This is a genomic window from Marinobacter sp., assembly GCF_041686475.1.
Lineage (GTDB): Bacteria > Pseudomonadota > Gammaproteobacteria > Pseudomonadales > Oleiphilaceae > Marinobacter.
Genome location: NZ_JAWLDU010000062.1, coordinates 1 through 14241, shown reverse-complemented (window position 1 = coordinate 14241; position 14241 = coordinate 1). Strand labels below are relative to the sequence as shown.

Here is a 14241-nt window from a genome sequence, read left to right as displayed (position 1 = left end):
ATAATTACAGTGCAGCGAATGACTTCGCAACTAATTTACCGATTTCCGTGAGCAACTCCTGTTGTGACAAGGAAATTCACCTAAACTGCTCTGGTATCCGGGACAGGGTGAGTAGCAATGAAAACAGGAGACAGCGCCCGATGAAATCGCGGTTTTCAGAATGGATACTCGCAGGCCTGGTTTGTTTAAATTCGGGCTCGGGTTTGGCTCTGTCCTCTGAGCGGCTGACCGCTACCAGCAAAGTTGCTGCCGTAGAAGAGAGCGAGTACCGGCTGTGGTATCGCAACTACGATAGCCCTCCTATCCGTGCGCTGGTGTCTCTTGCCTTTGAAAAAACCCCGGAATACGGTCCTTTTACCATTACCCGCAGCGCTGAAATGGCCCAGGGACGCGTGATACGTGAAATGGAACAACCGGATTCAACTCTCATTGATATTGCCAATGTGGCCACCTCCGACGAGCGGGAGGACAACCTTCGTGCGATACCTGTGCCCATCGATGGCGGGCTGCTGGGCTTCCGGGTTTGCGTGGTGCTGCGGGAATCGCTGCCAATATTCGAAGGCGTCAACAGCATTTCAGACCTGCAGGAAGCCGGGATACGTATTGGTCAGGGGACCCATTGGCCAGACACCGACATCCTGAAAGCGAATGGAGTAACCGTTATTACCCATTCCAGGTATGAAATTCTTTTCCGGATGCTGGAGAATCAACGGTTTGAATGCTTCGCAAGGGGTGTCAGTGAAGTGCTGTTTGATCTGGAGCTGCACGCCAACATGGAACTGGCCATTGAGCCGGATCTTCTGATTGCCTATCCGATGCCATCCTACTTTTTTGTCAGCCGGCGCGATCATGAAACGGCCCAGCGACTACAGCTGGGCCTGGAACGAGCCATTCATGACGGTAGTTTTGGCCGGTATCTGGAGAACTTCTACGGCAGAGCCATGAGAGAGCTAAAGCTGGAGAAACGCCGGGTTCTGGTGCTGAGCAATCCTTTCCTGACAGACGAATCCCTGACCATTGGCCGCCAAACCCTGAGGGATCTGAAGCGGCGCATCAGTCTGTTGTCAGGTTCGGATGAATCCGCTTCAGACCCTGAATCGTGAAACGTTCTGGCTGAGCGTTCGGCCAATCGATTCAATTTGTCCACTGTAGACATCGTTCTCACTGGCAGCCTTTGCCGCTTCCTGACCTTCATCCGCGATCCGGGTGATGGACGAGTTCAGCTCTTCAGTGACGGATGTCTGTTCCTCGGATGCTGTGGCAATCTGAGAGGTCATCTGGCTGATTGAAGTAATGGCGTCAGCAATTCGGTTGAGGGCCTCCATTGCATCCTCGGCCTTTTCCAAACTGACATTGGAGACGGCTGTAGATGCCTTCATGACCTCAACGGCATTATTCGCGCCGTTCTGCAGCCGTTCAATCATGTTATTGATTTCTTCCGTGCTGTCCTGGGTGCGGCGGGCAAGGTTGCGAACCTCATCGGCCACCACCGCAAACCCGCGCCCTGCCTCGCCTGCCCTTGCAGCCTCGATGGCCGCATTCAGAGCCAGCAGATTGGTTTGTTCGGCTATACCCTGAATCACTTCGAGAACCGAATTAATGTCCGTTACGTCCTTGCCCAGTTTATCGATAACCTCGGCGGCAGCATTCACTTCTTTCGACAGTTGCTTAACTGCGTCGCTCGACGCGGCAACGGTTGCCAGCGAATCACGGCTATCAGCGTCGGCAGTATTGGCGGCGTCTGCGGTCTGCTGGGCGTTCTGGGCGATTTCGCCGGCTGCCGCAGACATTTCATTAATGGCAGTCGCGACCATATCGACTTCAGCCTGCTGCTTCTCCACGCTGCCGCGGCTGGTGCTGGCTGTCTCGCGCAGGGACGTTACGTTATCCCCAAGCTCTGCTGTGCCCTGCTGCACATCCCTGACAACGTTCTGGATATTGCCTACAAAGTTGTTGAATTCTCTTGCCAAGGTGCCGAATTCGTCGCTGGCACTGTCATCGAGACGTTTGGTCAGATCAGCCTCCCCGCTGGCTATGGATGACATTGCGCGGTTAAGTCTGCGGACCGGAGCCATCAGCGCACGTATTCCGAAATGCAGGACAACCAGTGATACCAGCAGACCAATAACGGCAATGATCAACCCGGCAACCCTTGCCTCCTGTACCGGAGCATTGATTTTGTCTTCATTGATAAAGGTGCCCAGATACCAGTCAACACCCCGGGCACCGGCAATGGGGTGAAAGCTGGCAGTCCAGCTTATGTTGCCTGATTCATAACGGTGTGAATCTCCGCCAAGCTGCGGAGCTTCCCCGAGCAGGGTCTTGATATTCTTGCCGACCAGCTGCTGGTCAGGATGGAACAGAACGGTACCGTCATCGCTGATCAGAGCCGCATAACCGGTATCCGCCAGTGTGATGGTGGAGAGCGTCTGCTCAATGGTTTTCAGGGCAATATCGCCACCGATGACACCTTCATACCTGCCCCGTTCTACCGGCGCCAGTGTTGAGATGATCGTGCCCCCGGTGCCGGCATCCACATAAGGCTCGGTGAACGATGCGGCACCTGTTTGTTTGGCCTTTTTGAACCATGGGCGGGTACGGGGATCATAATCATCAGGAAGCGTTGCTTCCGTTTCATCGTCTTTCATTAGCATGGAGCCATCGTCGCGGCCAATGTAAACATCAATGAACCCACCGCCCGTGGTGGACGTGGCCAGGACAACCCGCGCCTGCCTGTCATTGGACACAGACTCCATAGCTTTTGCAGTTGCTTCGGCCATGGTCAGTCGGGTGTTGAGCCAATCGGCAATACTGGTCGTGCTTTGTGCCACTGTGTCGTCGATCAATGCGTCCACGTAGGTATCCGTGGTGCTCTGAAGCCTCAGGTCACCGCTCAGAGTGAACGCCCCCATGACCAGCACAAGCAGCATTCCGAAAGCAATCAGCAACTTCTGGCCGAAACTCAGGTTCATATCTGGATCCTTTTGATTCATTCGATACAGAGGACGCGAGGTTAACGCGTCTGCACTCTGTGTTCTGTATAGTTCGGCTTTAGCGGCGAAGTCTTTAGCATGATCTGGTAAAATAGGCGTTTTATTGGACCGACGCATTTTGCGGAATTTAATGCACCCAACCGGAGCCGCCGTTTATGGCCCACGAAGAACTGCACCTCAACCTTCGCAACCTCACTGTCGACGACTATGCCCAGCTCCAGAAGCTGATGGACCGGGTTTACGATGACATTGGCGGTTCATGGCCTGAAGAAACCATAAAGGCGCTGGTCGAGCAGTTCCCGGATGGTCAGATCTGCATTGAGGAGTCCGGTGACCTGGTTGCCGTTGCGCTGACCGTGTCCGTCAAGTATGAGCGTTTCAGCAATCCCCATACCTACGACGACCTGATCCTGCGCAATGAGAAAATCTGGCATAACCCCAACGGCGATTCGCTGTACGGCCTGGATGTTTTCATCCACCCGGATTATCGCGGTTATCGTCTTGGGCGCCGGCTTTATGAAGCCCGCAAGGAGCTTTGCCGGTCGATGAATCTGCGAGCCATTCTTGCAGGGGGCCGGATTCCGGGTTACCACAAGTATTCCGACCAGTACTCGCCCGAGGAATACATCCAGCGCGTGGACCGCAAAGATATCTACGATCCCATCCTCAGCTTCCAGCTGTCCAACGACTTCCAGGTCACCCGGCTGATGCACAAGTATCTGCCGGAAGACGAGAAATCCCAGGGTTACGCTACCCTGCTTGAATGGCGGAACATTCTCTACACGCCGCCTTCGCCGGTGCTGAGCGCCAAGAAAACCCAGGTTCGGCTGGGTGCGGTGCAGTGGCAGATGCGGGAGTTCACCTCCGTGGACGAGGTGCTTGAACAGGTCGAGTATTTCGTCGACGCACTGTCTGATTATAAAAGCGACTTTGCGATTTTCCCGGAATTTTTCAACGCCCCGCTGATGGGCCTGACCGACCAGATGGACCAGACACGTGCTATCCGCTTCCTGGCCGGATTTACCGAGCAGTTCTGCAACCAGATGTCCGAAATGGCGGTCAGCTACAACATCAATATCATCACCGGTTCCATGCCATTGCTGGAAAATGACCGAGTTTATAACGTGTCTTACCTCTGCCACCGGGACGGCCGCGTGGACGAGCAGCGCAAGATCCACATCACGCCCCATGAACGGCGCGACTGGGTTATCGAAGGCGGCGAGAAGTTCCAGGTGTTCGAGACCGACTCCGGCCGGGTTGCGATCATGATCTGCTACGACATCGAGTTCCCTGAACTCGGTCGCCTGGCTGCCAGTGACGAGGTGGACATTATTCTCGTGCCGTTCTGGACTGACACCAAGAATGGCTACCTGCGGGTTCGCCATTGTGCCCAGGCCCGCGCCATCGAGAACGAATGCTATGTTGTCATCACCGGTAGCGTGGGGAACCTGCCGAAAGTTGAAAACCTGGATGTTCAGTATGCCCAGTCCGGGGTGTTCTCGCCGTCGGACTTTGCCTTTCCCCACGACGCGGTAATGGCGGAAACCACCCCGAACACGGAAATGATCATGTTCTCGGACATGGACCTGGAAAAACTGAAGCTGGTGCGCAACGAAGGCTCAGTCACCAACCTGAAAGACCGGCGGACGGACATCTATGCGCTCAATACCCTGCAAAAGGACGAGAACGAATCAGACAGTTGATGAACTGTCTGAAAACTATATCGTATGACACTGAGCACGTTGCCAAACAATGCGAGTGTGGCTATTGTTTAACCATGTACAACTTTCAGGTCGCTTTTCCCCGGCGCAATCAGAGATCATTTGTAAATGAAAGAAGCACTACCGGACCTTGTTGCACAGTTTCACATCAAGCGCGGGCTGTTCCGTCGTGAACGGGTCGAGGCGGCACTGTTCGAGCTGGACAACTTTGGCTGCGTGATGAAAACCGACAAGGTGTTCAATCCGGGTGACACGGTTGTTCTCGATCTGATTGTGGAAATGCCCTTCGACAACATCCGGGCCGACAGCATATCCGGCCTTGTAACCGAGCGTAGAAAGCACTGTAGTAATTTCTTTTATTCAATTGATTTTGTTGAGCTTAACGATCATACGTCTTCGGCTTTGGCAGACAAGCTAAAGCGAATACGGGATGTCGTCAGGAAAAAGCAGTTACTGAAATCCAGACGCTCTTCCGGGCCTGCGTCCAGCCTTCGGCAAATGGCCTGAATTCACTCGCTTGTTATTCAAACCGCATCGTAAGGAGACAATCCTCATGGCCAAGAAAGCCAACAAGTCCAGCGTTGATAAAGTAGTAAAGAAAGTGAACAAGGAATTCGAAAAGACGTCGTCACAGATCGAAGCACTGATCAACGACGCCCTCAAACAATTCGACACTCTTCAGAATCAGGTCCAGGAACCGGTTCGCAAGATGCTCAAAGACGTAGATGAGCTGCGCGACCGCGAGATGAAGCGTTTCAACGATGAGTTCGAACGCCGCGTTAATGAATTCCATGACCTGCAGAACAACCTACTCGAGCGCCTCGGCTTCGCCAGTAAAGAGGCCAAAGACGAAATAAAAAAGGCGGCTGACAAGGCGTCCGGAAAGTCTGCTGCCAAGAAGTCTGACGGTAAAAAACCGGCAGCGAAAAAAGCCACAAGTGCCAAGAGCAAGCCCAAGACCGCGAAAGCCAAATCAGCGAAGTCAAAAACAGCTGGCACTGCCGCCAAGAGCGCGGCTTCCGCTACCAAGGCTGCTCCCAAGAAAGCGGCTGCCAAAAAGCCGGCTGCTCCCCGCGCTCCCAAGGCAGCGGACAAGGGCGACCTGACGCGGGTAAAGGGTATCGGTCCTGTCACTGCCAACAAGATGAAGGAAGCGGGTATCACTTCCATCGACCAGATCGCCAATCCGTCTGAAGCTGATAAAGAAAAGCTTCAGGCCTTCTCCAACGTAAGGGGCTTTAGCACCTTCACCGACGAAGCCAAGAAACTTACTTGATGCAACAATCCGAACAGCCTGTATTACGGGATATCGTCCTCGTTGGCGGCGGGCACAGCCACGTCGGGGTTCTCAAGCGCTTTGCCATGAACCCCGTGCCGGGTGTCCGCCTCACCCTCATCTGCAGAGACACCCATACACCCTACTCCGGTATGTTGCCCGGCTATGTTGCGGGCCACTATTCCTACGACGACGTTCACATTGATCTGAGCAAACTGGCGGAATTTGCCGGTGCCCGGTTCTATCGGGATGAAGCTCTTGGCATTGACCGTTCAAGCAAACGGGTGAAATGCCGGTCCAGACCGGATGTGCCCTATGACATTCTCTCGGTCAACATTGGTTCCTCACCACGTGTTGTCGACGTGGATGGGGCGCGTGAGCATGCGGTGCCGGTCAAACCCATTAACGGTTTCAACAATCGTTGGCTATCGCTGCTCTCGCGCCTGGAAAACCACGAAGGCCCGATGTCGGTAGCCGTCGTTGGTGCCGGCGCCGGTGGTGTGGAATTGACCCTGGCCATGCAGTTCCGGCTCCGTAACGAGCTGAAAATGCGCGGTCACGATCCAGACCAGCTGCACTTCCATCTGTTTGATGCTGAAAGCCAGATACTACCCACTCACAATGAGAAGGTACGGGCGGTCTTTGCCGAAACACTCTCAAACCGTGGCGTGAAAGTTCACCTGGGCGCTGCCGTATCAAAGGTTGAGTCAGGCCACCTGACCACCGAAGACGGTGACACACACACCGTGGACGAAGTGCTCTGGGTTACCCGGGCCGGCGGCCCGCAGTGGCTTGAGGATACTGGTCTGGCACTGGACGACGGCGGTTTTATCCGGGTAAAGGATACCCTGCAAACCGAAAACGACGACGATATTTTCGCCGTTGGCGATATAGCCAATGTGGTTAACCACCCCCGGGAAAAAGCCGGCGTATTCGCAGTGCGCCAGGGCCGCCCGCTGGCTGACAATCTCAGGCGTCATGCACTGGGCAAGGCCGTCAAGCCTTTCAGTCCACAGAAAAAGTGGCTCGCGCTCATCAGCACCGGTGACAAATTCGCGGTAGCGTCTCGCGGAGACATGTCGTTTGCCGGCAAGTGGGTGTGGCGCTGGAAGAACCAGATTGATAAACGCTTCATGGCGAAATTCAACGATCTTCCTGCGATGGAGGAGAACTCCACCCTGCCCGACACTGGCGCAGCACAAAACGCCGAGGAAGCATCCCAGGCAATATCCGCGGTTGCCATGCGTTGTGGCGGCTGTGGTGCCAAAGTAGGCAGTACTGTGTTGTCCCGGGCACTTGGTGAGTTACGCCCCATCGAGCGGGACGATATTCTCATTGGTCTTCATGCACCGGATGATGCAGCGGTACTCACCGTACCGCCAGGCAAGGCGGTAGTGCATACCGTCGATTTTTTCCGGGCGTTTATTGATGACCCCTACGTATTCGGCAAGGTTGCCGCCAACCACGCGCTCGGTGACGTGTTTGCCATGGGCGCTGAAGCCCAGAGCGCCACAGCGGTAGCTACGGTTCCCTATGGCATCGAATCCAAAGTGGAAGATATCGTCTACCAGATGATGTCTGGCGCCGTGGAAGTGCTGAACGAAGCGGGTTGTGCGCTGGTAGGTGGCCATACCGGTGAAGGCCGGGAACTGGCACTGGGTTTTGCCGTTAACGGCCTGATTGACCCTGGCGAAGTCATGAGCAAAGGTGGCCTGCGGGCCGGCGATGCTCTGCTGCTGACCAAGCCCATTGGTACCGGCACCCTGTTTGCCGCCCACGCCAAGCTGGAGGCAAAGGGTCGCTGGATTGATACAGCGCTTGCGTCCATGGTGCAGTCGAACAAGTCTGCTGCAGAGTGCCTGCATCGTTATGGCTCGAAAGCCTGTACTGACGTGACCGGTTTCGGACTTTTGGGGCATCTTGTCGAAATGACCCGGCCGTCCGGTGTGGACGCCGAGCTGGACCTGGGAGCAATTCCAATCCTGCCTGGTGCCGAAGAAACGGCCGCGGCGGGCATTCTCAGCTCTCTGCAACCCGCCAATATCCGCTTGCGGCGCGGAATACGTGATCAGGAAAAGTGGGTCAAGCACCCTCGCTATCCATTGATCTTCGATCCCCAGACGGCGGGTGGTTTGTTGGCCAGCGTGCCGGCCGATCAGGCCGAAGCCTGCGTCAGGGAACTCAAGGCGCTGGGATATCCCCATACGGCCATCATCGGGCGGGTATTGCCACAGGACGAGAGCGGCCCGATAGAACCGATCACTCTGAGGGATTGAGCCGGGCACGCCCGGCCTTTGCCTTTTCAATCGCTGTGTGTAACGCAGCCTGCTCCGCCTGTGGAGTAAAGTTGCCTGCCAGAGCCGCCACACGTTCCTCAAGATCCCCCAGAAAACCGGGGGAATCTTCAGCTCGCTGTAACATTTTGGCCAGTTCAGTGTCGTCACCTACAGGGAAATACCCCGGGTAGTTGTCGCCAAGAAGGCCGATATTGCCCGAGATATCAGAGGCGATGACCGGCAGGCCAGCGCGGCAGGCTTCAGAAACAACGTTGGCGCCGCCTTCCATTACGGAGCTGATCACCATGGCGCGGCAACGGTTCATCAGCTGATGAATAGCGTGCTTGTCGACTTCCCCGATCCACTGGAAGCGTGAATTGGCACGCTGTTGGGCCAGGGCTTTCTGTTCCCACTCCGGTGTGTGGGGTTTGCCGGCATTGATCACGCGAATGGCGGAGGTTTCTGGCAGCCTCCGGGCTGCCAGTGCGGCGCGAAGAGGGTCCTTTTCATCACGGAGGTGGCCGATAACGCAGATATCAAAACCTGCTTTGGGCTGCGATGACAGCGCGGGTTTATCCGCTGACTGGAGCACCGTCGTCAGCTTGTCTGTGAAGCGGTCGGGAATGTCCTTGCGGACCCGGTGATGAAGCCCGATCAGACAATCGGCCAGCGCGAGGGATGCAAGGGCAGCTTCTGGAAACCGATGCTGATGATCGTAGATATCAGTGCCGGTAAGCACAACGATCAGGGGCGTATCCGGATGCCGGGCCCGGAACTGTATGACCGCATCGTGGCTTCTCCAGGCGTGAAGCGCAATAAACAGGTCGCAGGCCTCACCCTGGTACTCGGTAATGATATTGACCAAGTGCCCGGCATGCTCCAGCAAATGGCCCCAGCGTTCAGCGGTTGCGCGGTTACCTGCCCTGGAGCCCGGAGGCGCTGGCGTAATCAGGGTAATGTTCATGGCAAAAGGGATCCGGAAAATTTCTTCATTTTTGATGGATATCCATAACCTGTTTAGGCGATTGAATCGTATAGCTGTTCAGAGTTCAGGTAAATCAAGTTATCCTGACCCGCTTTGAGCCGCGCGCTCTCGTTTTTGCTTCGTAATATCAATCAACAGAAAAAGGAAAATTCAAATGGTTTTGAATTTTATACGGAAATTGGCACTGACCAGTTTTTTGTTTTTTGCTGCCTCCGCCGCGGTTTCTGCCCAGACATTCGTATTCACTGCAATTCCTGATGAAGACGAAACCAAGCTGGTTGAGCGCTTCCGTGGAGTGGCTGACTACCTCTCCGAGGAGCTTGATGCTGATGTACGTTACATTCCGGTGAAATCCTATGCCGCAGCAGTTTCCGCCTTCCGCAACAACCAGGTACAGCTGGCGTGGTTTGGCGGCTTGTCAGGAGTTCAGGCTCGGGCGCTGGTTCCCGGTTCCGAGGCCATTGCCCAGGGTGAAGAAGACCAGGAGTTTTTCAACTACTTTATCGCGCACAAGAGTACCGGCCTTGATCGTGCCGACACCCTGACAGACGAACTCAGGGGCAAGACCTTTACCTTCGGTTCCAAGGGCTCCACCTCCGGCCGCCTGATCCCCGAGTACCACATCCGCGACATCTTCGGTGAAGCACCGGAGGATGTGTTCGATCGGGTCGGCTTCAGCGGCAACCATACGCGCACGCTGAGGTTGGTTGAGTCCGGCACCTATGACGTCGGCGCGATCAACTACAAGGTTTGGGAAAAGGAACTGGAAGACGACAACATCAACACCGATGAAGTAAAAATCATCTGGAAAACCCCCGCCTATCCCAATTACCAGTGGAGCATCCGCGGCGACGTGGACGAAAACTACGGCGAAGGATTTACTGACCGAGTGCGTGAAGCCTTGCTGGCACTGGACGACCCGGAACTTTTGGAAAGCTTCCCGCGCTCCGCCTTTGTTCCTGCCTCCAACTCAGACTACGACCCGATTCGCAGCGTCGCCAAAGAAATCGGAATCATCGATTAATGTCAGGATTTGACCTTACAGGCCTCACAGCCTCATTTGGAGGGGAGCGGGTTATCGGCCCGCTCTCGCTCAATGTCAAAGAGGGTGACCGTGTTGCCCTCGTTGGCCGCAGCGGTGCCGGTAAATCAACGCTGATCAGCCTGATACACCAGCAGGTTGGGGGCCATTCATCCCTGGTTCCCCAGAACCTGGGGCTGGTCAACGCGCTACAGGTATTTCATAACGTGTATATGGGGCGGCTTGATGTCCGCCCAACCTGGTATAACACGCTGACACTGGTACGCCCGTTTGCCAAAGACACCCGTGAAGTAAAAGCGTTGCTTGACGAACTGGCTATGCCTGAAAAGATCTGGATTCCGGCAGCCTCACTCTCCGGCGGCCAGCGTCAACGGATAGCCATCGCTCGCGCACTTTACCGAAAGGCGGAACTGTTACTGGCCGATGAGCCGGTCTCGGCGCTGGACGGTCCCACGGCGCACATGGTGATGCTGCTGCTGAAGGAACGCTTCAAAACCAGCGTGATAGCCCTTCATGATGTGGAGCTGGCGCTGGAGTATTGCACGCGGATAGTCGGTATCCAGGACGGGCAGATCGCCCTGGATGAGCCCAGCGAGAAGCTGACCCCGGCCGATATCATGCCACTCTACTGAACCAGAACCCATATCCATGTTGTCTTCGCCGACCGTAAGAACCAGCCTGATTTTCACTGCCATTGCCTTGGTGGGTCTGGTGTTTGCGGATATTGCCATCACCTCGGCGAACCCCTGGAAAGACCTGGGGCGGTTTTTCCTGGGTGTTGTCACCCCCGATTTCTTCACCACCGAGGGGCTTGCTACCGCCCTGCTCCGCACCGTGGCATTTGCCTTTGTAGGTGTCGCCCTGGGTAGCGTGTGCGGATTTCTGCTCGCACTGGTGTACCGTGCCTGGCCGGTCAGAATTTTCTGTGCCTTTATCCGCGCCATCCATGAGCTGTTCTGGGCGCTGATCTTTCTGCAGTTTTTCGGTTTTCACCCGTTAACCGGTGTGCTGGCCATTGCCATTCCCTACTCCGGCATATTCGCCAAGGTCTATTCAGAAATTCTGGAGGAATCAGACCCCGAGCCCGGCCGCCTGTTACCTCCCGGTACCGGAGTAGTCTCTGCGTTCCTGTACGCCCGCATCCCGGATTGCTGGGTGCAGATGCGTACCTATACTGCCTATCGCCTCGAGTGCGGCCTTCGCTCCAGCGCCATCCTGGGCTTTGTGGGTCTGCCCACGCTTGGCTTTTACCTGGAATCGGCCTTTTCCCAGGGGCACTATTCCGAAGCAGGCGCGATGCTGATCCTGTTCTATGTACTCATCGCGACGCTGCCATTGTGGGTCAAACCCAAGCTGCTACCGGTCTATATACTGGGAGCTCCCTTCTTTCTGGGTGATGGCATGCCCATTGTCTGGGGCAATGTCGCCCGCTTCTTCACCCAGGACATCGTTCCGGGGCCGCTAAAAAGTGAGGAAGGCTGGTCCGGAATGGGGAGCTGGCTCGGCGACCTCTTTATCACCCAGGCGCTGCCAGGCATCTGGAATACGGTGATACTCACCCAGATAGCCCTGGTTGCCACAGGCATCATTGCCCTGCTGGCATTTCCGCTGATTTCCACGCACTTTGGCGGGCCAGTACGCCGCACCAGCGGCCACGTGTTCCTTGTTATCCTGCGTTCAACGCCCGAATACATTCTTGCCTACATTCTACTGCAGCTGTGGGGGCCTTCGATGCTTCCAGCCGTGGTGGCGCTTGCGTTGCACAATGGCGGTATTATCGGCCATCTTATCGGCCGCCAGTCCAGCTCCATCGTTCTGCGGCCCGATGCACCAACGGGCGTTAATCGCTATACCTACGAGCTTGTGCCCCGGGTTTATCGGTCGTTTCTTGCCTTCCTGTTCTACCGGTGGGAAATCATCATGCGGGAAACCGCTATCCTGGGCATTCTGGGCATCTATACCCTTGGTTTCTATGTCGACAGCGCCATCCAGAACATACAGTTTGACAAGGCCATGGTGCTCATACTTATCACTGCGTCACTGAACATTGGCGTTGATATTCTCGGCCGATTCATTCGCAAGAAGCTTGCGTTGCAGACAATGCCAACCTGCTAGAGCCACCGCTAACTTCCGGCCATCCGGAACGCTTACGTGCCGGTTGATCATCCAGTTGCATATTCTGCTGAGCCGGGGGCGCTTAGCTGCGAGCTGAAGGTGGGGTTGCCGATTCTGCCAGGGTCCAGTCTGTGCCCAGGTCCTGGGGCTCGGCGGTGTCGGGGGCGTCGGTAGGCGCGCCGGCAATGGCTGGCCTGGAAAAGCTGCCGTCTTCCAGCCGTTCCATGCTGTCCACATCCACTGATCGGACGACGTAGCTCTTGCCGTCACACTCAATCCGGGAACGATGGGTTAACCCGAAAATAAAACGACAATAATCCAGCTTGAGCTGGAGCAGATCCTGCTCTGCTTTCTGGATTTTTCTGAGCAGAACCTTCTGTACGCTATCGCCATAATCCATATGCACTTCCCTGGAAACTCATTGCAGTTCAGTGATTTTACACCATCCTGATCCGCTGTCATGTTGCGGTCAGACCCGCCCCTGCGCTTTGAAAGTCAGTTTCACAGGCATATCGGCTTCAGTATCCGCGCCGGTTTGCAGGTCGATTCTCCAGATCATCTCCGGTTCCGTGGTGCAGAAGGGCGCGGTGAACCGGGCTTCCCAGAGCTGGCCGCTGCCGTCAGGCGCTACACCTGCCCTGGACATGGGCACCGGATATTCCCCCAGATACATGGATTCACCACGCAGGACAACCAACAACCTCGGCAGATTCATGTTGGTTTTCACCGTCAGGCGGTACTCCACCCCCTCTGCCTGAACACCGTTTTTTTCCAGGTGGGCATCCCAATGATTGCCCTGTTGTGTCCATCGGCACGTATCACTGAGCACGTCACAGACATCAACGCTCTGATCATCCTGGCGATCGTTATCCAGCATCAGCCAGCGTGGGCCGAAAAAGCCAAGGGCCACCACGCCAAGAATGGCAATTACAGCCACGAGCGCCTTAAACACATCCATCCCTCCGAGGTAATTGGGGCATTATGGGGATTATTGCGGCCAAGGCAAAGCTTTCTAAATCAGCACCGGTCATGAGAAAATACCGCGCTTTGATTCACCACCAACAGGACAAGCCCGTGCAACCGGATATCTCCGTCAAGCACCTCAACAAAGTCTATGCTGATGGTTTCACGGCCCTCAAGGACATCAATCTTGATATCGAGCCTGGAGAAATTTTCGCGCTGCTGGGACCCAACGGCGCCGGCAAAACCACATTAATCAGCATTATCTGCGGCATTGTGAATCTGTCCGACGGGCAGGTTAAAGCAGCCGGATATGACATCATCAAGGATTACCGTAAGGCCCGGGAAAGCATCGGCCTGGTCCCCCAGGAACTCAACACGGACTCGTTTGAAACCGTCTGGGACGCCGTTTCTTTCAGTCGAGGCCTTTTCGGCAAGCCTCCGGCGCCCGCTCATATCGAGAAAGTCCTCAAGGATCTGTCCCTGTGGGACAAGCGCAATAACCGCATTATGTCCCTGTCTGGCGGCATGAAACGCCGTGTGATGATCGCCAAGGCCCTGTCCCACGAACCCCGCATTCTCTTCCTTGATGAGCCAACAGCAGGCGTGGACGTGGAACTGCGGCGCGATATGTGGGAAATGGTGCGCAAACTGCGTGAAAACGGCGTCACCATCATCCTCACCACCCATTACATCGAGGAAGCGGAGGAAATGGCCGACCGCATCGGCGTGATTCGCCAGGGTGAGATCATTCTGGTGGAGGACAAGTCCCGCCTGATGAGCAAGCTGGGCAAGAAAGAACTCCGGCTGCACCTGCAGACACCGCTCGAGAAAATGCCCGGGCAACTTGCCCTGGAACCACTGGAACTGTCA

The 14241-nt window shown here is 55.6% G+C and carries 13 protein-coding genes; 9 read left to right on the top strand and 4 right to left on the bottom strand.

From position 1 onward, the window contains the following. The first annotated feature begins 203 nt into the window (after positions 1-203). Positions 204-1103 carry a hypothetical protein gene (locus ACESMB_RS12695; protein WP_372925601.1) on the top strand — a complete coding sequence of 300 codons (900 nt, stop codon included), beginning with the start codon at positions 204-206 and terminating at the stop codon, positions 1101-1103. Here ACESMB_RS12695 and ACESMB_RS12690 read toward each other — a convergent pair. After that, positions 1086-2972, bottom strand: a complete 1887-nt coding sequence (locus ACESMB_RS12690; protein WP_372925600.1) for a methyl-accepting chemotaxis protein — start codon at positions 2970-2972, stop codon at positions 1086-1088. The genes ACESMB_RS12695 and ACESMB_RS12690 overlap by 18 nt on opposite strands. Before the next feature lie 176 nt (positions 2973-3148). Between ACESMB_RS12690 and ACESMB_RS12685 the strand changes: the two genes are divergently transcribed. The 4 genes from ACESMB_RS12685 (at position 3149) to selD (ending at position 8266) form a co-directional block, all read left to right on the top strand. Next, positions 3149-4696 (top strand): GNAT family N-acetyltransferase, encoded by a 1548-nt coding sequence (locus ACESMB_RS12685; protein ID WP_372925599.1) that lies wholly within the window; start codon positions 3149-3151, stop codon positions 4694-4696. Positions 4697-4822: 126 nt separating this feature from the next. After that, positions 4823-5221, top strand: a complete 399-nt coding sequence (locus ACESMB_RS12680) for a hypothetical protein (RefSeq protein WP_372971717.1) — start codon at positions 4823-4825, stop codon at positions 5219-5221. Between the two features lie 46 nt (positions 5222-5267). Further along, positions 5268-5990: a helix-hairpin-helix domain-containing protein gene (locus tag ACESMB_RS12675; protein WP_372971716.1), complete on the top strand. Its 723-nt coding sequence runs from the start codon at positions 5268-5270 to the stop codon at positions 5988-5990. Further along, on the top strand, positions 5990-8266 hold the full coding sequence (gene selD / locus ACESMB_RS12670) for a selenide, water dikinase SelD (protein WP_372925596.1): 2277 nt from the start codon (positions 5990-5992) through the stop codon (positions 8264-8266). Before ACESMB_RS12675 ends, selD begins: the two co-directional genes overlap by 1 nt. Here the strand turns inward: selD and senB are convergent. Then, on the bottom strand, positions 8250-9230 hold the full coding sequence (gene senB, locus ACESMB_RS12665) for a selenoneine biosynthesis selenosugar synthase SenB (RefSeq protein WP_372971715.1): 981 nt from the start codon (positions 9228-9230) through the stop codon (positions 8250-8252). The genes selD and senB overlap by 17 nt on opposite strands. Positions 9231-9405: 175 nt before the next feature. Between senB and ACESMB_RS12660 the strand changes: the two genes are divergently transcribed. Genes ACESMB_RS12660 through ACESMB_RS12650 form a run of 3 tightly spaced genes read left to right on the top strand, consistent with a single transcriptional unit; the run spans position 9406 to position 12408 of the window. Further along, positions 9406-10275, top strand: coding sequence for a putative selenate ABC transporter substrate-binding protein (locus tag ACESMB_RS12660; RefSeq protein WP_372925594.1), 870 nt, complete (start codon positions 9406-9408; stop codon positions 10273-10275). Continuing rightward, positions 10275-10925, top strand: a complete 651-nt coding sequence (locus ACESMB_RS12655; protein WP_372925593.1) for an ATP-binding cassette domain-containing protein — start codon at positions 10275-10277, stop codon at positions 10923-10925. Before ACESMB_RS12660 ends, ACESMB_RS12655 begins: the two co-directional genes overlap by 1 nt. A gap of 16 nt (positions 10926-10941) precedes the next feature. Continuing rightward, positions 10942-12408: a PhnE/PtxC family ABC transporter permease gene (locus ACESMB_RS12650; RefSeq protein ID WP_372925592.1), complete on the top strand. Its 1467-nt coding sequence runs from the start codon at positions 10942-10944 to the stop codon at positions 12406-12408. Between the two features lie 82 nt (positions 12409-12490). On the opposite strand, the gene ACESMB_RS12645 is transcribed toward ACESMB_RS12650, so the two are convergent. Then, the gene (locus tag ACESMB_RS12645) at positions 12491-12808 is read right to left on the bottom strand and encodes a hypothetical protein (protein ID WP_372925591.1); all 318 of its coding nucleotides are present in this window, start codon (positions 12806-12808) and stop codon (positions 12491-12493) included. Positions 12809-12877: 69 nt separating this feature from the next. Continuing rightward, positions 12878-13360, bottom strand: a complete 483-nt coding sequence (locus tag ACESMB_RS12640) for a hypothetical protein (RefSeq protein ID WP_372925590.1) — start codon at positions 13358-13360, stop codon at positions 12878-12880. A 122-nt stretch (positions 13361-13482) separates the two neighbouring features. On the opposite strand from ACESMB_RS12640, the gene ACESMB_RS12635 reads away from it, so the two are divergent. Continuing rightward, positions 13483-14241: ABC transporter ATP-binding protein (locus ACESMB_RS12635; RefSeq protein ID WP_372971714.1), on the top strand; the 759-nt coding region annotated here is incomplete at its 3' end.